The 21,069-nt window shown below is 76.3% G+C and carries 16 protein-coding genes; 5 read left to right on the plus strand and 11 right to left on the minus strand.

All coding sequences use genetic code 11. The features are described from left to right. Positions 1 to 106 precede the first annotated feature (106 nt). Together H488_RS23195 and H488_RS23200 are read left to right on the plus strand one after the other, a co-directional pair. Positions 107 to 1,906 (plus strand): glycoside hydrolase family 13 protein, encoded by a 1,800-nt coding sequence (locus tag H488_RS23195; protein ID WP_017832503.1) that lies wholly within the window; start codon positions 107 to 109, stop codon positions 1,904 to 1,906. A 141-nt stretch (positions 1,907 to 2,047) separates the two neighbouring features. Then, a complete protein-coding gene (locus tag H488_RS23200; RefSeq protein ID WP_017832504.1) occupies positions 2,048 to 4,390 on the plus strand; it encodes a DEAD/DEAH box helicase in 2,343 nt (780 codons plus the stop codon). A gap of 4 nt (positions 4,391 to 4,394) precedes the next feature. On the opposite strand, the gene H488_RS23205 is transcribed toward H488_RS23200, so the two are convergent. The 7 genes from H488_RS23205 to ssd all read right to left on the minus strand — a co-directional run bounded on the left by H488_RS23205 (position 4,395) and on the right by ssd (position 9,653). Next, positions 4,395 to 4,820, minus strand: coding sequence for an Rv3654c family TadE-like protein (locus tag H488_RS23205; protein WP_306413690.1), 426 nt, complete (start codon positions 4,818 to 4,820; stop codon positions 4,395 to 4,397). Beyond that, positions 4,813 to 5,178, minus strand: a complete 366-nt coding sequence (locus H488_RS23210) for a TadE family type IV pilus minor pilin (RefSeq protein ID WP_017832506.1) — start codon at positions 5,176 to 5,178, stop codon at positions 4,813 to 4,815. The genes H488_RS23205 and H488_RS23210 overlap by 8 nt, the downstream gene beginning before the upstream one ends. A gap of 279 nt (positions 5,179 to 5,457) precedes the next feature. Further along, positions 5,458 to 5,757: a DUF4244 domain-containing protein gene (locus H488_RS37625; RefSeq protein ID WP_017832507.1), complete on the minus strand. Its 300-nt coding sequence runs from the start codon at positions 5,755 to 5,757 to the stop codon at positions 5,458 to 5,460. A 251-nt stretch (positions 5,758 to 6,008) separates the two neighbouring features. Further along, a complete protein-coding gene (locus tag H488_RS23220; RefSeq protein WP_017832508.1) occupies positions 6,009 to 6,575 on the minus strand; it encodes a type II secretion system F family protein in 567 nt (188 codons plus the stop codon). Beyond that, positions 6,572 to 7,333 carry a type II secretion system F family protein gene (locus H488_RS23225; protein WP_017832509.1) on the minus strand — a complete coding sequence of 254 codons (762 nt, stop codon included), beginning with the start codon at positions 7,331 to 7,333 and terminating at the stop codon, positions 6,572 to 6,574. The genes H488_RS23220 and H488_RS23225 overlap by 4 nt, the downstream gene beginning before the upstream one ends. Next, positions 7,330 to 8,562, minus strand: coding sequence for a TadA family conjugal transfer-associated ATPase (locus H488_RS23230; protein WP_017832510.1), 1,233 nt, complete (start codon positions 8,560 to 8,562; stop codon positions 7,330 to 7,332). The genes H488_RS23225 and H488_RS23230 overlap by 4 nt, the downstream gene beginning before the upstream one ends. Continuing rightward, positions 8,559 to 9,653 (minus strand): septum site-determining protein Ssd, encoded by a 1,095-nt coding sequence (gene ssd, locus H488_RS23235; protein WP_017832511.1) that lies wholly within the window; start codon positions 9,651 to 9,653, stop codon positions 8,559 to 8,561. Before ssd ends, H488_RS23230 begins: the two co-directional genes overlap by 4 nt. A 143-nt stretch (positions 9,654 to 9,796) precedes the next feature. Here ssd and H488_RS23240 point away from each other — a divergent pair, with 143 nt between their 5' ends. Further along, positions 9,797 to 11,545 (plus strand): bifunctional 3'-5' exonuclease/DNA polymerase, encoded by a 1,749-nt coding sequence (locus H488_RS23240; protein ID WP_017832512.1) that lies wholly within the window; start codon positions 9,797 to 9,799, stop codon positions 11,543 to 11,545. A gap of 30 nt (positions 11,546 to 11,575) precedes the next feature. On the opposite strand, the gene H488_RS23245 is transcribed toward H488_RS23240, so the two are convergent. From H488_RS23245 to nth, 3 genes are all read right to left on the minus strand, one after another. After that, positions 11,576 to 15,283 (minus strand): nSTAND1 domain-containing NTPase, encoded by a 3,708-nt coding sequence (locus H488_RS23245; RefSeq protein ID WP_017832513.1) that lies wholly within the window; start codon positions 15,281 to 15,283, stop codon positions 11,576 to 11,578. A gap of 109 nt (positions 15,284 to 15,392) precedes the next feature. After that, positions 15,393 to 16,082 carry an NUDIX hydrolase gene (locus H488_RS23250; protein ID WP_081615713.1) on the minus strand — a complete coding sequence of 230 codons (690 nt, stop codon included), beginning with the start codon at positions 16,080 to 16,082 and terminating at the stop codon, positions 15,393 to 15,395. 101 nt (positions 16,083 to 16,183) lie between these two features. Beyond that, positions 16,184 to 17,059 (minus strand): endonuclease III, encoded by an 876-nt coding sequence (nth, locus tag H488_RS23255; protein WP_017832515.1) that lies wholly within the window; start codon positions 17,057 to 17,059, stop codon positions 16,184 to 16,186. Between the two features lie 174 nt (positions 17,060 to 17,233). On the opposite strand from nth, the gene acs reads away from it, so the two are divergent. Together acs and aroQ are read left to right on the plus strand one after the other, a co-directional pair. Further along, positions 17,234 to 19,183: an acetate--CoA ligase gene (acs, locus tag H488_RS23260; RefSeq protein ID WP_017832516.1), complete on the plus strand. Its 1,950-nt coding sequence runs from the start codon at positions 17,234 to 17,236 to the stop codon at positions 19,181 to 19,183. Between the two features lie 110 nt (positions 19,184 to 19,293). Then, positions 19,294 to 19,743, plus strand: coding sequence for a type II 3-dehydroquinate dehydratase (gene aroQ / locus H488_RS23265; protein WP_017832517.1), 450 nt, complete (start codon positions 19,294 to 19,296; stop codon positions 19,741 to 19,743). 4 nt (positions 19,744 to 19,747) lie between these two features. On the opposite strand, the gene H488_RS23270 is transcribed toward aroQ, so the two are convergent. Beyond that, positions 19,748 to 20,911 (minus strand): MarP family serine protease, encoded by a 1,164-nt coding sequence (locus H488_RS23270; RefSeq protein WP_017832518.1) that lies wholly within the window; start codon positions 20,909 to 20,911, stop codon positions 19,748 to 19,750. Positions 20,912 to 21,069: the final 158 nt, after the last annotated feature.

Consider the following 21,069-nt stretch of genomic DNA (forward strand, 5'->3'; position numbering starts at 1 on the left):
TGGTCGGGTATCGAGACCGCTCGCGGCTGCACGACGACGCCGCCACGCCGGGGGCCGTTGCCTGCCGACGGGCGGTCGTCAGCGGCGTCACCCGAGGAGCAGCCGAATGAGCACCCGCACCCAGCAGCAGGACATCACCGCGCAGCGGCCCGGCACCGGCAGCGGCGCCGGGGAGACCCCCGCGTGGTGGACCGACGCGGTCGTCTACCAGATTTACCCCCGCTCCTTCGCGGACTCCGACGGCGACGGGATCGGCGACCTCGGGGGCATCATCGCCCACCTCGACCACCTGCAGGACCTGGGCGTGGACGTCGTCTGGCTGTCCCCGATCTACTCCTCCCCGCAGGACGACAACGGCTACGACATCAGCGACTACCAGGACATCGACCCGGTCTTCGGCACCCTCGAGCAGTTCGACGAGCTGCTCGGGGCGGTGCACGCCCGCGGCATGAAACTGGTGATGGACCTCGTGGTCAACCACACCTCCGACGAGCACCCGTGGTTCGTCGAGTCCCGCTCCTCGCCGGACTCGCCGAAACGGGACTGGTACTGGTGGCGCGCTCCCCGCCGGGGGATGGAGGCCGGCGCGCCGGGCGCGGAGCCGACGAACTGGCAGAGCTTCTTCTCGGGTTCCACGTGGGAGCTGGACGAGGCCTCCGGGGAGTACTACCTGCACCTGTTCTCCCGCAAGCAGCCGGACCTGAACTGGGAGAACCCCGAGGTGCGGCAGGCCGTCCACGCCATGATGCGCTGGTGGCTGGACCGCGGCGTGGACGGCTTCCGCATGGACGTCATCAACATGATCAGCAAGGACGTCGCCGAGGACGGCCACCTGCACGACGGGCCCCCGGTGGACGGGACGCCCTGGGGCGACGGCTCCGCGTCCTACCTGTGCGGTCCCCGGATCCACGAGTTCCTCCAGGAGATGCACCGCGAGGTCTTCGCCGGCCGGGACGCCGAGCTCATCACGGTGGGCGAGATGCCCGGCGTCACCGTGGAGCAGGCCCAGCTCTTCACCGATCCGGCCCGCGCCGAGGTGGACATGGTCTTCCAGTTCGAGCACGTGGGCCTCGACCACGGGCCCGGCGGGAAGTTCGACCCCGAGCCGCTGCGCCTGACGGACCTGAAGGCCTCGCTGGGCCGCTGGCAGGAGGGCCTGGAGGAGGTCGGCTGGAACTCCCTGTACTGGAACAACCACGACCAGCCCCGCGCGGTCTCCCGCTTCGGCGACGACAGCCCCGAGCACCGGGTGGCCTCCGCGACCTGCCTGGCCACCCTGCTGCACCTGCACCGCGGCACGCCCTACGTGTACCAGGGCGAGGAGCTGGGCATGACCAACGCACCGTTCGAGACGATCGAGGACTTCCGCGACATCGAGTCGGTCAACCACTACCGCCACGCCGTGGCCGCCGGCGCGGACCCCGCCGGGGTGCTGCGCGGACTGCGCTGGTCGAGCCGGGACAACGCCCGCACCCCGGTCCAGTGGACCGCGGGCGCGAACGCCGGGTTCACCACCGGCACCCCGTGGATCGCGGTCAACCCGAACCACGACGAGGTCAACGCCGAGGCCGCCCGGGCCGAGCCGCACTCGGTGTTCCACCACTACCGGCGACTCATCGAGCTGCGGCACACCGAGCCCGTGGTCGCCCTGGGCGACTTCACCATGCTGGCCCCCCACCACGAGCAGCTCTACGCCTTCACCCGGCGGCTCGGGGACGTCGAGCTGCTGGTGCTCGCCAACGTCTCGGGCGAGGAGGTCCGCACCGAACTGCCCGAGGGCTGGGCCGGCGCCGAGCTGCTGATCGGCAACCGCCCCGACGGCGTGGTCCCCGGCGACGAGGGGCTGCTGCGGCCGTGGGAGGCCCGCGTGCACCGGCGGACCCGGGGCGCGGACACGCAGGGCTGAGACGCGCCGCAGCGGCAGGGCGCCACCGCGCCGCGGCGCCGCACGGAGCCGCCGGGACAGCACCGAGCGCCTTTGCCCTGGCGGCTCCCGGCGGCCGCCCCGCCGGTGGGGCCGCCGGGGCGGCGGTGGCACAATGAACCGGTGCCGTCCTCCGACCACGTCTCCCTGATCCCCCTGCTCGGCCGCGGCGACGCGCCGGAGCAGGTGCGGCACGTCCGGGAGATCCCCGACCGGGACGCCGTGACGGTCCCGTGGCCCGAGCACCTGCACCCGGACGTGGTCGCGGCCTGGGAACGGCTCGGCGTGCACGCGCCGTACCTGCACCAGGTCCAGGCGGTGCTGGCCCCCCGGCACGTGGTGGTCGCCACGGGGACCGCGTCCGGGAAGTCCCTCGCCTACCAGGCGCCCGTGGCCGACGCCGTGCACCGCGGCCGGCTCGCGGCGCTGGCGAACCCGGGCATGATCCACCACCCGGACGAGGCCACGGCCCTCTACCTGTCCCCCACCAAGGCCCTGGCCGCCGACCAGCTCAAGGGCCTGGACGCCCTCGGCCTGCCGACCCTGCGCGCCGCGACCTACGACGGCGACACCGACCCAGCGGAGCGCCGGTGGGTCCGGGACCACGCCGACGTGGTGCTGTGCAACCCGGACATGCTGCACTACGGGGTGCTGCCCAACCACGCGCGCTGGTCCCGGTTCTTCCGCCGCCTGAAGTACGTCGTGGTGGACGAGGCCCACTCCTACCGGGGTGTCTTCGGCTCGCACGTGGCCAACCTCATGCGGCGGCTGCGCCGGATCTGCCGTCTCTACGGCGCGGACCCCGTCTTCATCGGGGCGTCCGCGACCTCCTTCGAGCCGCACGCCTCCTTCGCCCGCCTCGTCGGCGTCCCCGAGGCCGAGGTGACGCCGGTGACCACGGACTTCTCCCCGCACGGACCGGTCACCGTGGTGCTCTGGGAGCCGGAGCAGACCGACGGCGGCGGCGAGAACGACGCCCCGGTGCGCCGCACCGCCCTGGCCGAGACCGCCGACATGCTCACCGACCTGGTGCTCCGCCAGGTCCGCACCATCGCGTTCATCAAGTCCCGCCGCGGCGCGGAAACGATCGCCCAGATCGCCCACCGGCAGCTGGAGGAGGTCGACCCCTCGCTGGCCCACCGGGTGGCGGCCTACCGCTCCGGGTTCCTCCCCGAGGAGCGCCGGGAGCTCGAGGAGGCGCTGCGGGACGGGCGGCTGCTCGGGATCGCGAGCACGTCCGCGCTCGAGCTCGGCATCGACGTGGCCGGGCTGGACGCCGTGGTCGTGGCCGGATGGCCCGGCACCCGGGCGTCCTTCTTCCAGCAGATCGGCCGGGCGGGCCGGGCCGGCCAGGAGGCCCTGGCCGCCTTCGTGGCGGGCGACGACCCCCTCGACACGTACCTCGTGAACCATCCGGAGGCGATCTTCGACGTCGACATCGAGGCCACGGTGTTCGACCCCTCCAACCCCTACGTGCTGGCCCCGCACCTGTGCGCGGCCGCGGCCGAGCAGCCGCTGCGCGCGGAGGAGATCGACAGCTTCGGGCCCACCGCGCCGGAGGTGCTCGGCTCGCTCGTGGCCAGCGGGCACCTGCGCCGCCGGCCGAACGGCTGGTTCTGGACGCACCCCCAGTCCGCGGCCGGGATGGTGTCGCTGCGCTCGGACGGCGGCGGGCCGATCCGGATCATCGAGACGGACACCGGCGCGGTGCTCGGCACGATGGACTCCCCCCAGTCCCACTACCAGGCCCACCCGGGGGCCGTGTACGTGCACCAGGGCCGGACCTACATCGTGGACGAGCTCGACGAGGCGGGCTCGGTGGCCGCCGTGACGCGGGCGAACCCCGACTTCTACACCACCGCGCGGGACATCACGCAGGTGAGCGTGGTCGCCGAGGAGCGCTCGGAGCGCTGGGGGCCGGTGACCGTCCACTTCGGCCAGGTGCAGGTCACCACGAAGGTGGTCTCGTTCCAGCGCAAGGCCGTGATCTCCAACGAGGTGCTGGGCGAGGAGCCCCTGGACCTCGCGGCCCGCGACCTGTTCACGAAGTCCGTGTGGTTCACCGTGCCGGGCCCCGTGCTGACCGGCGCGGGGATCGAGGAACCCGACGTCCCCGGGGCGCTGCACGCGGCCGAGCACGCCGCGATCGGCCTGCTGCCGCTCGTGGCCTCGTGCGACCGCTGGGACGTGGGCGGGCTCTCGACCGCGCTGCACGCCGACACGGAGCTGCCCACAGTGTTCGTCTACGACGGCCACCCGGGCGGGGCGGGGTTCGCGGAGCGCGGCTACGCCACGGCCGTCGCGTGGCTGGGCGCCACCCGGGAGGCGATCTCCTCGTGCGAGTGCGAGCACGGGTGCCCGTCCTGCGTGCAGTCGCCGAAGTGCGGCAACCGCAACAACCCGCTGGACAAGGCCGGCGCCGTGCGGCTGATCGACGCGGTGCTGCACGACGCCCCCCGCGCCTGAGTCCTCACGGCGCACGGGCGGCCTCCGGGGGCCCGGCCCGGGACACGCCGCGGGCGGCCCCGAAGCGGGCGAGCGGCCCGTCCAGGGCCACGGCGGTGCGCACGTCCACGACGACCCGCTCCGGCTCCACGAGCGCGCACCGCTCGAGCCGTGCCCCGTTGTCCCGGGCCACGCGCTCGGCGGCGCCGCACGGGTCGCCGGCCACGAGGCCCCGGGCGGTGTCGGCGGCGGCGAGCGCCGCGAGGTCGGCGGCCTTGCCGGCACGGTGGGTCGCGATCCCCGCCTGGGCCAGCAGCAGCACGGCCACCAGCAGCACGCCGAGCACCAGGGTGAGCGTCAGCGCGTGCACGGTGCCGCTCCCCCGGTCGCCGTCGCGGTCCGGACAGCGGTCGGGCCGCCCCGGGATGCCCGGCACCGCGGGCTCAGCCACCGTGCCCATCGGCCGCTCCGGCCCCCTCCGTCTCGGCGGAGGCGTCCGCGCGCAGCTCCCAGCCGCCCCAGGTCCCGAGGATGCCGGGGGCGGGGCCGGTGACGGTGACCGTGGCCGTCCCCGCGTTCCCGCCCAGGCGGATCGCGGCGTCCTCCCCGGCCACGCGCAGCGCCGTGGAGCGGACCACGGCGGCGCTCTCGCCGCGGGCGGCGGCCCGGGCCGAGGCCCGCGCGGCCTCCTCGTAGCGGATCAGGGTCATCCCGGCCGCGGCGGCCGCGAGGAGCACGGCCAGGAGCAGCACGAGGGCGGGCAGCAGCACGGCCGTCTCGGCGGTGACGGCGCCGCGGTCCGGCGGCACCGGCCGCGGCGCGGACCGGGACCTGGGGCCGCGCGGCGACCACGGACGGAGGCGGGAACCGACACGCCACCGGGAAGCACGGGAACGGGGTCGGGACGGCGGACGAGACCGACCACGGGATGAGCATCGGGGGCGGTGGGCGGGCATGGTGGACTCCTCACGGGCAGGGCGCACGGCGGCTCGGGTTGCTGGGACCGGCGGCCAGGACGGACGGGGAGGACGCTCCCGCGGGGTCCGCGGCGCCGGGGACGGCACCACGGACCCCGCGGGAGCAGCCGCTCAGACGCCGAGCGCCTTCTCGATGATCGCGGTCAGGAGCTCGCGCACCTGGCCGGAGGAGAGGACCGCGGCCATGACCCCGCCGAAGGCCGCCGCGGCGAGCACGACCATGGCGTACTCCACGGTGGTCGCACCGAGGTCCGGGTCCCCGGCCCGGACGAGCGGGCGGGGCGGGGCGCCGGTGGCCCGGCGGGCGGACGGTGCGACCGGGCGGCCCCCGGCGGCGACCTCCAGGCCGGGCCCGGAGGGGCTGCGGCGCTTCCGGGCGGGACGGGAGGCGGTGATCTGGTGCTGGGACATGATGGTTCCTTTCGGTGCGGAGCGAACTGGTGCGGGGTGAGCAGGTGCCGGACGGCCGGCACTGGCCGGGCAGCACGGGCCGGGCAGCACTGGGCGAGCAGCACTCGCCGAGCCGGTGCCGGACGGGCGGCAGGGCCCGCCGGAGGACGGCGGACGGCGCAGCGCAGCGGCGCCGGGCCGGTCCTCGAGGGCGCAGGGGCGGACGGGGAACGCCCCGGCGGCCGGGGGCCCGCGGCTCCGGGCGCGGCGGGTCATCCGAACACCTCGGGCACGAGCCCCATCACGACCGGCAGGACGCCCCAGCAGACGAAGGCCGGCAGGGAGCACAGGCCCAGGGGCAGCACGAGCTGGACGGACAGCGACTCCGCGGCGCGCTCGGCCCGCCGGTAGGCGGCACGCCGGACCTGGGCGGCCTGCGAGCGCAGGCTCCGGGCCGACGGCGCCCCGGACGTCGCGGTGAACGTGAGCGCCTCGCGGTAGTCGGCCAGGTGCGTGGGCAGCTCGCCCGCCGAGGTCCACGCCGTGTGCCAGGGCAGCCCGAGCCGCAGCCGGGAGCCCACGCCTTCGAGGGCGGCGCCGTTGGCGTCCGTCCGGCACCCGCCCAGCACCGCCACGGCCTCCGCGAGCGGCAGACCGGCGTCCAGCATGGCGGCGGTGAGCTCCACGAGGACGCCGGCGGAGACGTGCGGTCCCGGCGGGCGGCGGCGGGCCGCGGCCGGACGGGGCGTTCCCGGCAGCCGGGCTCGGGACGGGAGCGCCGCCAGCGCCACGGCCGCCACCAGGAGCAGCCCGGCGGCGGGCGCTGCGAGGGCGGTCATCGCGCACCCACCGCCTCGGCGCGGCTGATCAGGGTGCGCGTCCACACCCGGCCGAGGCCCGTGAGCGCAGCGCCGGCCACGAGGGCGGCCAGCCCCCACGGGGTGGTGAGCAGCGTGCGCAGCGGGTCGACGCCCATGAGCATGCCCAGTCCGATGCCGAGCACCGGGAGCCAGGTCAGGATCCGGACGGTGGAGCGGGGGCCGGCCAGGGCGGTGCCGCGTGCGGCCTCGGCGTCGAGCTCCGCCTCGAGGGCGTCGGCGAGGCCGCCGAGCAGGGCGGCGAGGGGCGCGCCGGTGCGCTCGGAGACCTCCCAGCACAGGGAGAGCTCGGCGGTGGTGGCGACGGCCCGCCGCTCCAGCGCGCGGTGGCCCAGCTCCGGGGCCGGCACCCCCGCCAGGGCGGTCGAGACGCTCAGCCCCAGGCGGGCGGCGGCCGCCACGGACGTGCACAGCAGTTCGAGGTGCCGGCCGGTGCCCGTGCGGGCGGCGCGGCCCCCGGGCCCCGCTCCCTCGAACGCGGCCGCCGGGGACCGGCCCGCCTCCAGCAGCGCCGCGAGCCGGCGCAGCAGCGCGATCCACTCGGCGGCCTCCGTCTCGGCGTCCCGGGCGAACCGGGCCCACCACCGGACCGGGACGACGGTGCCGGCGCCCGCCCTCGCGGCCGACCGGACGCGGTGGCCCGGACCCGCGACCAGCACCGCGGCGCCCCCGGCGAGGCACAGGCAGAGGGCGAGGCAGAGGACGAGGACCGTGCTCACGGCCGGCCTCCCGCGAGGTCCCCGCCGGGGTGGGGCGAACGGTCGGGCGAGCGGTCGGACGCGTCGCCGGGCGTTCGGTCGGGCCGGTGGTCGAGCAGGGCGCACAGCCCGTCCCAGCCCGGGCCGCGGCGCACGCCGTCGTGGGACCGGACCGCCGCGGGCACGGAGACGAGGGCGCCGGCCCGGTCCTCGAGCAGGGACACCGCCCGGATCTCTCGGCGCCCGCCCGCCCGGGCCACGTGGACGACCAGGTCCAGGGCGCTCGCGGCCTGCAGCGTCACGGCCTCCCGGCTCATCCCGGCCAGGGCGCCCAGGGCCGAGAGCCGGGCGGGGACCGCCTCGGCGGAGTTGGCGTGCACGGTGCCCGCCCCCGCGTGGCCGGTGTTCAGGGCCGTGAGGAGCTCGCGCACCTCGGCGCCGCGGCACTCGCCCACCACGAGCCGGTCGGGCCGCATCCGCAGGGCCTGCCGGACGAGCTCCGCCAGGTCGATGCTGCCCGCGCCCTCGGTGTTGGCGTGCCGCGCCTGGAGACCGACCACGTGGGGGTGCTCGGGCCGAAGCTCGGCGGCGTCCTCGATGAGCACGATCCGCTCGTGCGCCGGGGAGCAGGAGAGCAGGGCGTTGAGGACGGTCGTCTTCCCCGCCCCGGTGGCGCCGCTGACCAGGAAGTTGGCGCCCGAGCGCACGGCGCCCACGAGGAGCTCGGCGGTGCCGGGGTGGACGGTCCCCGCCGCCACGAGGTCCTGCAGGGACAGGGTCCTCGTGCTGCGGAAGCGGACGGAGAGCAGGGTCCCGCCCGTGGAGATCGGCGGGAGGACGGCGTGCACCCGGTAGCCGGCGGCCGTCTGGACGTCCACGCACGGGTGGGCGGCGTCGAGGCGGCGTCCTGCGGCGGTGACCAGGCGCACGGCCAGGGCGCGCACCTCGGCGTCGGTGCGGAAGGGGGACGGGACGCGGCGCACCCCGGCCTCGGTCTCGAGCCAGACCTGGTCCGGCCCGTTGACGTAGACGTCGGTGAGACCCCGGTGCGGCAGCAGCGGCTCGAGCGGACCGAGACCGGTCAGCTCGGCGCGCACGGCCTGCACCGCCCGCAGGGTGCCGGCGGCCCCGAGCACCCGGCCGCTCGCGCGCACGGCCGCGGCGATGTCGGTGTCCGTGACCGGCCCGGGGGCGGCCAGCAGCCGGTCCCGCACGTCGTCGAGCAGGGCGGCCGGCAGCGCGGCGCTCACGGGGCGGCCCCCACGGCCTCGAGCAGGCCCGCCACGTCCCGGGCGAGCCGCCGGGAGCGGCCCGCCTCGAGCAGCCGGCCCGTCTCGGCGGCCTCCGGCACCGCGCCGGAGAAGCGCAGGGAGCCGGCGACGGGCAGACCGGTCGTGGCGGCGGCGAGGGCGTCGTCCACGTCGGCCACGTTGAGCCCGGCCGGCACCAGGCGGGCACTGGCGCCCGCCAGGGAACCGGCGGCCCACCGCGCGGCCAGCACGCCGCGCACCGTCCGGGGCGTGAGCACGAGGACCTCGTCGCACAGGGCCGCGGTGTCCGCCGTGCCCGCCCCCGCCCGGCCCAGGTCCACGACGACGAGGGCGGCCGCCCGGCGCAGCGCCTCGAGCACGCCGGCGTACGGCGCGGCGGCTCCGTCCGGCTGGGAGCGGTCCCAGGAGAGCCAGCGCAGCTGTCCGGTCCGGGCCATGGCCGGCCACAGCTGCTCGGCGTGCACCGTCCCGGCGATCCGGAGCAGGTCCGGCCAGCGCAGACCGTCCTGGTCCTCGAGGCCCAGCAGGACGTCGATGCCGCAGCCGGCGCGGTCCGCGTCCACGAGGACGGCCGGCCGGTCCTCGTGCGCGGCGCGGTCGGCGAGCCAGCACGCCAGCGTGGACGTGCCGGCCCCGCCCACGGCGCCCAGCACGCCCAGCACCCGGCCCGTGCCGCCGGGACCGGCGGGGCCGCCGGGCCGGGCGGTGAGCAGGTCGGCGAGCCATCCGGCGGCGTCGGGCAGCACGGCCACGGCGCAGCCGCCGAGGTCGGCCGCCCGGTCCCAGATCCCGGGGTCCTCGGGCCGGCCCACGAGCACCGTGCCCGGACGGACCCGCCCCCGCACGGCGTGGCGCACGTCCACGAGCTCGGTGTCCGCGAGCGTGCCCGGCGCGGTGGCCGCCGCCGCGCCGGGCGGATCGGCCAGCAGGTCGGCGCCGGCGGCCGCGCAGACGCGCTCGACCGTGGCGCGCAGCCCGGCGTCCTCGCTGACGAGGCGCACGGTGCGCGCGCGGACCGCGGTGCCCGGATGCGGCGGGGCCGGGGCGGAGAGGTGGGCGGCGGTGCTCATGGCCCCACTGTCCGGGCGGGCGGCACCGGGCCGGCCCGGCGGGGGCGCCGGTGTGGACGGGCGGCGGGCTTCCGGCGGCCCCGCGGGCGTGTGCAGTCCGGGCACCGGCGTAGCGTGACGGACCCGTGCAGGACAATGGCCGGATGCACATCGTGGTGGGACCAGCACAGGACGGCCGGGGCGGGCACCGGGTCCAGGACCTGACGGGCTCCGGGGACCCGGACGGGCCCGGCGTCGACGTGCCCGCCGGGGAGCTGGCCGCGTTCGTCGCCGACCGCGAGGAGGCCGCCCGGCGCGCCGGGTCCACGCCGCCGCGCTGGACCTGGGAGCGAACGGGCGCCGTCTACCCGCAGCTGCTGGCCGCCGGCGTCCGGGTGGAGCGCTGCCACGACCTGCGGCTGTGCCAGGCGATCCTCGCCACGGCCGCCACCGCCCACGGGTCCGGCGCCGACGGCCCGCTGCCCTACGAACCGGTGCTGCCGCCGCTGCCCGCCGACGAGGCGCCCGGGCTGCTCCCGCCGCCGTCCCCCGCCGAGGACCAGTCGAGCCTGTTCGACCTCCCCCGCGCCACGGGTCCCGACGCGGCCGTGCTGGTCGCCGAGCTGCGGGCACAGCTCGCCGCGGTGGCCGGCGCGGTGGACGCCCGCCGGCTGACCCTGCTGCTGGCCGCGGAGTCCCAGGGCGCGCTGATCGCCGCGGAGATGCAGCACGCCGGGGTGCCCTGGCGGGAGGACGTCCACCGGGCCCTGCTGGAGGACGCCCTGGGCCCCGAGCCGGCGCCCGGGGAGCGCCCCCCGCGGATGGAGGAGACCGTGGCCCGGCTGCGGGAGACGCTGCACGCGCCGGGGCTGAACCCGGACTCCCCGCAGGAGCTGCTCAAGGCGATGCGGGCGGCGGGGATCGACGTGACGAGCACCCGGCAGTGGGAGCTCGTCGAGTGGGCGCGGGCCGTGCCCGGCCTGGCGGCCCGGCGCCAGGCCCTGATCGAGCCCGTCCTGGAGCACAAGAAGCAGGCGCGGCTGCTCAGCGCCAACGGGTGGCACTGGCTGGCCACGTGGGTGCGGGACGGCCGCTTCCGCCCGGAGTACGTGGTGGGCGGGGTGGTCACCGGCCGCTGGTCGGCCCGCGGCGGGGGCGCCCTGCAGATCCCGCACGTGGTGCGGGACGCCGTGCGGGCGGATCCCGGGCGCGTGCTCGTGGTGGCGGACGCGGCCCAGCTCGAGCCGCGCGTGCTGGCGGCGCTGGCCCACGACGACGCCCTGGCCGCCGCGTCCCGCGGCAGGGACCTCTACCAGGCCATCGCCGACCTCGGCGAGGAGCGGGGCTCGGAGCTGACCGAGCGCCCCCAGGCGAAGGTGGCCATGCTGGGCGCGATGTACGGGGCCACCACGGGCCAGTCGGGCCGGCTCATGCCGCACCTCGCGCGGATGTTCCCCCGCGCCGTGGACTACGTGGAGCAGGCCGCCCGGGTGGGCGAGACGGGCGGACAGGTCCGCACGCACCTGGGCCGCTGGTCCCCGCTGCCGGGCCCGGCGTGGGACGCGACGCAGCGGGACACCGCCACCGAGGAGGCCGAGCGGCGCGCCGGGGCGATGGCCCGCGGGCAGGGCCGCTTCACCCGCAACTTCGTGGTCCAGGGCACGGCCGCCGAGTGGGCCGTGTGCTGGATGGGCGCCATCCGCTCGGCGCTGGCGCGGGAGGCGGTCGACGCCGAGCTCGTGTTCTTCCTGCACGACGAGGTCGTGCTGCACTGCGCGCGGGAGGACGCCGAGCGGGCCGCCGAGCTGGTCCGCGAGTGCGCGGAGCGGGCGGCCCGGCTGGTGTTCGGGCGGATCCCGGTGGAGTTCCCCGTCAGCGTGGCCGTGGTGGAGTCCTACGCGGACGCCAAGTAGGCCGCCCCGGCCCAGGTCACAGCAGGGGCCTCAGCACAGGTCCCGGTAGGGGGCGCCCGTCACGTGCCGGCGCCACTCGTCCTCCGTGATCGGGTCGCCCCGGTTGGCGCAGACCGCCTCGACCGCGTCCTCGGCCCGGACCAGCCAGCTGCGCACCACGCCGTCGTCGCCGGTGGCGACCAGCCGGTCCCCCACGAACCGCACGTCGTTCATCCGGTCGCCGGAGGCGGACAGGGCCGCGTAGACGTCGAGGTCCGCGGCGCCCACGGTCCACATCCACACGAACTTGTCGCCGGAGGCCCCGGCCAGCAGGGTGCCGTCCGCGGAGAACTGCAGGCCCTTGACGGAGGACAGGGCGTCCGAGGTCTCGCCCACGGGGTGGGGGTCGGACGGGTCCGCGACGTCCCAGAGCCGCACCCGGCCCGCCTCCGTGCCCACGGCCAGGAGGTCGGCCACCGGGGAGAACGCGATCGAGGTGGCCACGGAGTCGAGGGCCAGCCCCGCGGCCCGCCGCGGGGCGGCGGGGTCGGACACGTCCCACAGCTCCACGCCGTTGGTGTCGTCCGCCGCGGCGAACAGGGTGCCGTCCGCGTCGAACCGGGCGGCCTCCGAGCCGGGGACGGGGATCGTGGCCACCCGCCGGAGCGGCGCCTCGGGGCCGCGGCGCAGGAGGGCGATCTCGGAGCCCACCTCGGACCACGCCGCGATCGTGCCGGCGTTCGTCGTGACGTCGGCGCCCGTGATGCCCGCCTCGATGGCCGCGGCGCGCTCCGGCTCCTCCGGGCGGCCCCCGTCCAGGGGCCACACGAGGACGTCCCCGTCCTCGGTGCCCCCCGCGATGAGCGACGCGTCGGGGGCCACGGCCCCCGCGTACCAGAGGGTCTCCCCGGGCGGGGCCTCCGGGGGCGGCAGCGGCCGGGGGTCCTCGCCCGAGAGGTCGAAGAGGGACACGACGTCGGGGCCGACGCCGACGGCGCTCAGCACGGTGTGCTGCCGGTCCACGGAGAGCTGGTACACGGGCTCGCCCTGCCGGTGGATGACGGGCCCGCGCCGGTCCCATGCGCGGGTGGTGCCGTCCTGGGAGGTGGTGAGCACCCGCTCGCCCACGCGCAGCGCGCTGGTGACCCGGGCGGCGGTGGGGAGGGAGTCGATGCGGGCGAGGTCGGAGAGCCGGTGCACGTAGGCGTTCTGGTCGAAGCTGGCGGCCACGACGGCCTCGCCGTCCGGGGTGAAGGAGACGTCGCTGATCCAGCTGCCGAAGTCCGTGAGCGTCCCGGAGCGGGAGACCCGCTCCCCCTCGACGTCGTAGAGGCGCAGCTCGCGGGCGCTCAGCCCGGCGGCGAGGCGCGCGCCGTCGTCGGCGAGGTCCAGGGCCCGGACGACCCGCCCGGTCGGGACCGGGTCGAGGCGCTGCGCGCGGGCGCCGTCGGTGGCGTACCGGGTGATCTCCCCGGACGTCCCGCCCGCGTAGACCGTTCCGTCGGGGGCGGCCGCCAGGGCCAGGACGTCTGCGTCCTCCCCCAGCGCCAGGGCCGGCAGCGGCGCGGGGGCCCCGGGGTCCTCGATCGACCAGCGCAGCACCTCGCCCCGCCCCCCGGCCAGCAGCTGCCGTCCGTCGGGCGAGAGGACGACCGCGTTGACCGGTGTCCCCGCCCCCACGTCGAGCCCGGCCAGCCGCCGGGCCGGCGCCCCGGTGACGTCCCACAGGCTCACGTGCCCGAGCCCGCCCACCGCCGCGAGCACCCGCCCGTCCACCGCCAGGAGGTCCACGTCGCTCAGTCCGGGGGCGCCGTCGACCACGGCGAGGTCCTCCCGGTTCTCGGCGAGCCGGTCGCTGTCCCGCCACACGGACAGCAGGCCGTCCCCGGCGGCGCGCGCGACGACGGAGCCGTCGTCCAGCGCCGCGAGCCGGGACGCGCCGTCCGGGCCGAGCCACCGCTCCGGGGCGTTCACCGCGGTGGCGTCGATCAGGGCCGAGGTGCCCTCCCGGGTGGGGGCCATCCGGTAGGCCGCGAGGCTCAGCTGCGAGGCGAGGTTGGGCGACTCGCCCCGGATCCGGGAGGCCTCCAGCGCGGTCTGGCGGGAGAGCGCCTCGTCGCGGGCGGTCTCCGCGACGGTCTGGAAGCGCTCCGCACGGACGCCCAGCGCCCCGGCCACCACGGCCGCGCAGACGGCCAGGGCGAGCAGGACGAGGGCCACGTGGCCGCGCCGCTCGATCTCCCGGGCACTGCGCTTCTGCCGCTCCAGCGCGTCCTCGTAGTGGCGCTCGCTCTCCGCCAGGTACTCGCGCTCGGCCGGGCTCAGGAGCGCCTGCTGGCGCGGGTCCCCGGTCCAGTCCCGGAAGGAGGCGAGCTGGCCCAGCGGGATCAGGGCGAGGGGGTCGCGGTCGTTGGCGAGCCACATCTGGGTGGCCCGCTGCAGCTGCTGGCGGACGTAGAGGTCGCGGCGGCTGTCCTCGATCCAGCGGCTGAGCCGGGACCAGTGGTCCAGCAGGGCCTCGTGGCTGAGCTGGATCTCGTCCCGGTCGATGGTCAGCAGCCGGGCGCGGGCGAACTCCTCGACCACGGCCGCCCCGCCCTCCGGCAGCTCCTCCCGGAGCACCGGGGTGCGCACGACCGTGGCGGAGGTCCCGGTGCCGACCACGCGCACCAACCGCAGGAACACCGCGCGGGCCACCTCCCGCTCGCGCGGGCCCAGCCGGGCGTGCACCTCCTCGGCCCGCCGGTCCACGGCCTCCGTGATGCCGCCCGCCGCGTGGTAGTCGGCCACCGTCAGCTCGCGGGTGCGGGCGTGCTCCCAGGTGCCGAGCATCGCCTGGGAGAGCATCGGCAGCAGGCCCACGCCGGCCTCCGTGCCGCGGGGGGCGACGTCCCGCAGGATCACCCCGACCAGGTCCGGGGAGACGCGGGCGCCGACGGCCTCGGCGGGGCCCACCACGATCCGTTCCAGCTGCTCGCGGGTCAGCGCGCCGAGCAGCACCGGGCGCTCCAGGGCGGTGCGCAGCTCGGCGTGCCGGCTCGCGGTGCCGAAGAAGTCCGCCCGCAGGCCGACCACGACCACCCGGTCCCGGCTCGCCGCGGCGAGCCGGTCCAGGAACCGCCCGGGCTCCTCGGCCTCCCGGGCGCCCGTCCAGAGCTCCTCCAGCTGGTCGACGACGAGCAGGTCCGGAGCCGCCGCGACGGCGTCCTCGAGCCGGCGCACCGGGTCGAGGCCCGGGGTCGTGGCCACGGCGCTCCACCCGTGCAGGGGCCCGCCCTCGGCCCGCAGCCGGCCGAGGAGCCCGGCGCCCAGCAGCGAGGACTTGCCCGCGCCGGAGGCTCCCACCACGGCCAGGATGCGGGGCCCGCCGGCGTCCGCCAGCCGCACCACCCGCTCGCCGAGCACGGCGACCTCGGCGGTCCGGCCGAAGAAGTGCGTCTCGTCCTCGGGGCGGTAGGAGCGCAGGCCCACGTACGGGGTGGAGTCCGGCCTGACCGGGGTGCGGGAACGGTTGACGTCCTCCCACCACAGCTCCGCGGGGCGCTCGTCCGTCAGCCCGAGGGCGTCCAGCAGGGCCGTGAACTCCTCGCGCAGGGCCGGGCCGGGCAGGTGCGCCCCGCTGAGCCAGCCCTGGATGGTGCTGGCCGGCAGCCGGCAGGAGGCCGCGAGCGCCCGGACCGACAGGCCGCGGCGGCGGCGCGCGGCGCTGAGCTGCTCGGCGAGCCGGGGCCGCTCGGGGCCGGGCGGGGGCGAGGCCACCGGGAGCCTCCTCGGGGGGTCGTGGGCACGGGGGACCCTGGAATGGTAAGTCCGCTTGCCGCGGCGCCGGCAATGTTGCGCCCGGGGCGGCGTCATGCCCCCGGGCGTGCTACAGCGGTGCGGGCAGGTCCCGGCCGGTGTCCCAGGGCACGGCCCAGCCCAGCGCCGTGAGCACCCGGTCCAGGAGCACTCCGGTGAACCCCCAGACGGTCACGGTGGACGCGGTGCCGGGCACGGGGACCGTGAAGGCGGGCGAGCGGTAGGTCTGCCGGCCGCGCGTGACGGTCGCGGAGTGCCGGTTGGCCGGGTCGATGAGATCCAGCACGGGGACGCGGAACACGAGGGAGGACTCGGCGTGGTCCACGACGTCCACCGGCGAGACGTCCCGCCACCAGCCCAGCACCGGGGTGACGAGGTGGTTGGAGACCGGCAGGGGCACCGGGGCCAGGGCGCCGAGCACCTCCACCCCGTGCGGGTCCAGCCCGGTCTCCTCCTCTGCCTCGCGGACGGCCGCGCGCACGTGGGCGGCGCTGACCTCGCCGCCGGGCACGGACAGCACCTCGTGCAGGTCCCCGTCCTCGGGGTCCAGGCGCCCGCCCGGGAAGGCGACCTGGCCGGGGTGGGAGCGCAGCGTCGCGGCCCGCTGGACCAGGAGGACGTCGAGGTCCCGGCCCACGCCCTCCGCGTGCTCGGCGGCGCGCGAGGGCAGGTCGTCGAGCGCGCCGAAGAGGATGAGCACGGCCGAGCGGCGGTAGTTCTCGTCGATCTGCCCGATCCGCCACGGCTCGCGGTCCTCCATCCGCAGCTGCCGGCCGCTGCGGGCCACGCGCAGCAGGTCCTGGTAGGCGTCGCCCACGGGCCGTCCTCCTCGGTGGTCGCGTCGTCGGTGGTCGGTGCCGCTCACGAGCTCAGGGGCCAGCCGTCGGCCTGCAGCTGGGCCCGGCTGCGCCCGGCGAGGAACAGCTCCAGCAGCTCCTCCCGGCCCGGGGCGAACTCGTACTTGAGCAGGGCCGCCGCCTGGGCGGTGTCCGTGGGGCCCTCGCCGTAGGACGGGCACAGGTCCGCGACGGGGCACACCCCGCACGCGGGCCGCCGGGAGTGGCAGATGCGCCGCCCGTGGTAGACGAGCCGCTGGGACAGGTCGGTCCAGTCGCGGGGCGCGAACAGGGCGGCGACGTCCCGCTCGACCTTGACCGGGTCCTCCTCCGCGGTCCAGCCGAAGCGGCGGGCGAGCCGGCCGAAGTGGGTGTCCACGGTGATCCCGGGGATCCCGAAGGCGTTGCCGAGCACCACATTGGCGGTCTTGCGGCCCACGCCGGGCAGGGTGACGAGGTCCTCCAGCCGCCCGGGCACCTCGCCGTCGTGGTCGTCCACGATCTTCTGGGCCAGGGTCCGGATGGCCCGGGTCTTGGCCCGGTAGAAGCCGAGCGGGCGGATGATCTCCTGGATCTCGGCCTCGTCCGCCTCGGCGAGCGCCCGCGGCGTGGGACAGGCGGCGAAGAGCCGCGGCGTGGTCGCGTTCACGCGCACGTCGGTGGTCTGGGCGGAGAGCACCGTGGCCACGAGCAGCTCGTACGGGGAGCGGAAGTCCAGCTCGGCGACCGCGTACGGGTAGGCCTCCGCGAGCACCGCGTTGATCCGGCGGGCCCGCCGCTTGAGCGCCAGCGGGGACTCGGGGGAGCCCGTCCGGCGGCGCCGTGCGGCGCCGGCGCGCGCCTTCGCGGGGTCCACGACGCGCAGATGGGCGGGCGGGCGGGGCACGGCAGTCGGGACCATGCCCCGATTCTAGGCGGCGCGCCCGGAGGGGTTCCGTGACTCGGTGCGGCGTGGCCCCTGTGGAACCGGGTGCACCGATCGTCTAGGGTGAAAACGACACTATGTGAGCTGTGACACGGACGTCCGGTGCCGCCGGGGGTCCGTGCGCGGTGTGCGACGAGAAGGGAAGACCACATGGCTTCAGAGACCACGTCCGCCGAGGGCAGGACCTTCGCCCCGAGCCCGGAGTTCGCGGCCCAGGCCAATGCCACCGCCGAGCTCTACCGCCAGGCGGAGGAGGAGGGCGTCGACTTCTGGGGCCGCCAGGCACGGGAGCTGCTGACCTGGAACAAGGAGTTCACCGAGGTCCTCGACTGGTCGAACCCCCCGTTCGCCAAGTGGTTCCAGGACGGCACCCTCAACGCGTGCTACAACGCCGTGGACCGCCACGTGGAGGCCGGCAACGGGGACCGGGTCGCCATCCACTTCGAGGGCGAGCCCGGCGACAGCCGCAGCTACACCTACGCCCAGCTCAAGGACGAGGTGTCGAAGGCCGCCAACGCCATGGAGAGCCTCGGCGTGACCAAGGGCGACCGCGTGGCCCTCTACCTGCCGATGATCGCCGAGGCGGTCATCGCGATGCTGGCCTGCGCCCGCATCGGCGCGATCCACTCCGTGGTCTTCGGCGGGTTCTCCGCCGACGCGCTGCGCTCGCGCGTCGAGGACGGCGAGGCGAAGCTCGTGGTCACCGCGGACGGGACCTTCCGCCGCGGCAAGCCCTCCATGCTCAAGCCGGCCGTCGACGACGCCCTCTCCCGCGGCGGCGCCACCGTGGAGCACGTCCTCGTGGTCCGCCGCAACGAGGCCGACATCGAGATGACCGAGGGCCGGGACGTGTGGTGGCACGACGCCGTCGAGGCCGCTTCCCCGGAGCACACCCCGTCCGAGCAGGGCGCCGAGGACCCGCTGTTCATCCTCTACACCTCCGGGACCACCGGCAAGCCCAAGGGCATCATGCACACCACGGGCGGCTACCTCACCCAGGGTGCGTTCACCCACAAGAACGTCTTCGACCTCAAGCCGGAGACGGACGTCTACTGGTGCACCGCCGACGTCGGGTGGGTCACCGGCCACTCCTACGTCGCCTACGCCCCCCTGGTCAACGGCTCCACCCAGGTGATCTACGAGGGCACCCCGGACTCCCCGCACCGCGGCCGGTTCTGGGAGATCGTGCAGAAGTACGGTGTGACGATCATGTACACCTCCCCCACCGCGATCCGCACCATGATGAAGTGGGGCGAGGAGATCCCGGCGGAGTACGACCTCTCGTCCCTGCGGGTGCTCGGCACCGTGGGCGAGGCCATCAACCCCGAGGCGTGGACCTGGTTCCACCGGGTCATCGGCGGCGGCCGCTGCCCGATCGTCGACACCTGGTGGCAGACCGAGACCGGCGCCATCATGATCTCCCAGCTGCCGGGCGTGACGACCGCCAAGCCGGGCTCCGCGCAGGTGCCGATCCCCGGCATCAAGGTCGACGTCGTGGACGACACCGGGCAGTCCGTGCCCAACGAGACCTCGGGCTTCCTGGTGCTGCGCGAGCCGTGGCCCGCGATGCTGCGGACCATCTGGGGCGACGACGACCGCTACGTGGACACGTACTGGTCCCGGTTCGGCGAGATGTACTTCGCCGGCGACGGCGCCAAGCGCGACGCCGACGGGGACGTGTGGATCCTCGGCCGCGTCGACGACGTCATGAACGTCTCCGGCCACCGCCTGTCCACCCCGGAGATCGAGTCCGCGCTCGTGTCCCACCCGTCCGTGGCCGAGGCCGCGGTGGTGGGCGCCACGGACGAGACCACCGGCCAGGCCGTGATCGCATTCGTCATCCTCTCCGACCAGGCCGACGCCGAGGGCCGGGACAAGGCCGAGCTGGCCGAGGAGATGCGGGCCCACGTGGGCAAGGAGATCTCCCCGATCGCCAAGCCCAAGAAGGTGCTCATCGTCCCCGAGCTGCCCAAGACCCGGTCCGGGAAGATCATGCGCCGGCTGCTCAAGGACGTGGCGGAGGACCGGGAGGTCGGCGACGTCTCGACCCTCGCGGACCAGACCGTGATGCAGCAGATCGTGGACTCGCTCGCCAAGTAGTCCGCGCCCCCAGCTCCGCAGCGCCCCCTCGCCCCTGCCGTGCGAGGGGGCGCTGCGGCGTCCGGGGGCGGCGCCCGGACGCCGCAGCGCCGGAGTGAGAGGATGCGGGCATGACCAGCACGCGCAGACCGATCTACGTCCTCAACGGCCCGAACCTCAACCTGCTCGGCGTCCGGCGCCCGGAGGTGTACGGCACCACGACGCTCGCGGACATCGAGGAGGCCGTGCGCGCCCGGGCCGCCGCGGGCGGGTGGGACGTCGAGTTCCACCAGTCCAACCACGAGGGCGTCCTGGTGGACCGGATCCAGGAGGCCCGCACGGAGGGCGCGGCGATCGTGATCAACCCCGCGGCCTTCACGCACTACTCGATCGCGATCCACGACGCGCTCGAGGCGGCGGAGCTGCCCGTGGTGGAGGTGCACCTGTCCAACGTGCACCGGCGCGAGGCGTTCCGGCACACGTCCTACGTGTCCCTGCAGGCGGACGTGGTGATCGCCGGGGCGGGGGCCTTCGGCTACGAGATGGCGGTCGAGCACCTGCTGCGGACCCTGGAGGGGTAGCCGCTCAGGCGGCGCAGGAGCCGGAGTCCACGGCCTGGGTGGCGCCCGCGGCGGCGCCCAGCGCCCCGCGCAGCTCGTCCAGGGTGAGGGCGTAGCCGACCTGCCCCTCGAGGGCCTTGGCGAAGACGACGCCGACGACGGAGCCGTCCTGCGCCACGAGCGGGCCGCCGGAGTTGCCCTGCTGCACCTGACCGGCCAGCTGGATGATCTCCATCGTCCCACCGGTCCCCTCCACGGGCGCGAGCGCGGTGCCCTGCACGGTGGCGGGCCCGGCGGCGAACGGCCCGCCCAGGGGGTAGCCCATGAAGGCGACCGAGTCCCCGGCCGCGGGGTCCGCCCCGAGCGGCAGCGCGGCCAGCGGCAGGGACGGCGCGGAGAGGACGGCGAGGTCGGAGCCCGGGTCGTAGTGGACGACGGCGGCGGCGTGCACCTGCCCGTCCCGGGTCTGCACCACCGGCTCGTCCACCCCGGCCACCACGTGCGCGTTGGTCACCACCTGCCCGGCGTCGGTCACGAAGCCCGAGCCGGTCTGGTTCTGGCGGCACTCCACCGCCATGCCGTAGACCTGCACCACGGACTGCCCGGCCGCCTGCAGCGCGGGCGTGCTCGTGCTCTCGTCGGGGGCCTCCTCGGCGGGGAAGAGCAGCTCGTCGAGCTGACGGATGCCGGTGGCCCCGCCCACGGCGTCCCGGGCCTCGGTCACCGCGGCGCGCACCGGTCCCGGGGTGTGCTCGTCGATCGTGCGCAGCACGGTCGAGGACGCCACCTGCTGGGACACGGCCGGGATGCCCAGCTGGCCGACGAGCGAGGCGAGCAGCGAGAGCACGAGCGCGGCGACGGCCACGTCGAGGGCCGCCCCGGCGATCCGGTTGAGCGCGCCCAGGCGCATGCGCTCGGTCACGGCGGACAGGGCGCGGCCCAGCAGCCCGCCCAGCATCTGCCCCGCCACCAGCAGGACCAGGACCGTGGCGAGCACGGCGCCCACGCGGTACTGCGGGTCCACCTGCGCGCTCACCCACGGGGCGGCCGAGAACGCCGCCACCCCGCCGAGCACGAGCCCGGCCAGGGAGAACAGGGAGTTGAAGAAGCCGCGGCTGAACCCGTAGAAGAGGTAGCCCAGGAGCACGACGGCCAGGAGGACGTCGAGCAGGTTGAAGGACGGAGACATCGGGTTCCTCTGCGGTTTCTTCGGGGCCGGGAGCCGGGGAGCGAGCCACCAGCATAGGGAGCGCGGCTGGGAGATCCGTGGAGCGGGCCTGCCGCCCCGCCCTGGCCCGCCGCGCCCGTCCTTGGGATTCGCGGGCCGGAGACACTACAGTGAACGTC

Source organism: Kocuria sp. UCD-OTCP (genome assembly GCF_000349605.1).
Classification (GTDB): Bacteria; Actinomycetota; Actinomycetes; order Actinomycetales; family Micrococcaceae; genus Kocuria; species Kocuria rosea.

Coding starts and splice junctions, on each gene's coding strand:
- H488_RS23195 (WP_017832503.1), top strand. CDS start 107: ATGAGCACCCGCACCCAGCAGCAGGACATCACCGCGCAGCGGCCCGGC.
- H488_RS37625 (WP_017832507.1), bottom strand. CDS start 5,757: ATGTCCCAGCACCAGATCACCGCCTCCCGTCCCGCCCGGAAGCGCCGC.
- H488_RS23220 (WP_017832508.1), bottom strand. CDS start 6,575: ATGACCGCCCTCGCAGCGCCCGCCGCCGGGCTGCTCCTGGTGGCGGCC.
- ssd (WP_017832511.1), bottom strand. CDS start 9,653: ATGAGCACCGCCGCCCACCTCTCCGCCCCGGCCCCGCCGCATCCGGGC.
- H488_RS23240 (WP_017832512.1), top strand. CDS start 9,797: ATGCACATCGTGGTGGGACCAGCACAGGACGGCCGGGGCGGGCACCGG.
- H488_RS23250 (WP_081615713.1), bottom strand. CDS start 16,082: ATGGAGGACCGCGAGCCGTGGCGGATCGGGCAGATCGACGAGAACTAC.
- nth (WP_017832515.1), bottom strand. CDS start 17,059: ATGGTCCCGACTGCCGTGCCCCGCCCGCCCGCCCATCTGCGCGTCGTG.
- acs (WP_017832516.1), top strand. CDS start 17,234: ATGGCTTCAGAGACCACGTCCGCCGAGGGCAGGACCTTCGCCCCGAGC.
- aroQ (WP_017832517.1), top strand. CDS start 19,294: ATGACCAGCACGCGCAGACCGATCTACGTCCTCAACGGCCCGAACCTC.
- H488_RS23270 (WP_017832518.1), bottom strand. CDS start 20,911: ATGTCTCCGTCCTTCAACCTGCTCGACGTCCTCCTGGCCGTCGTGCTC.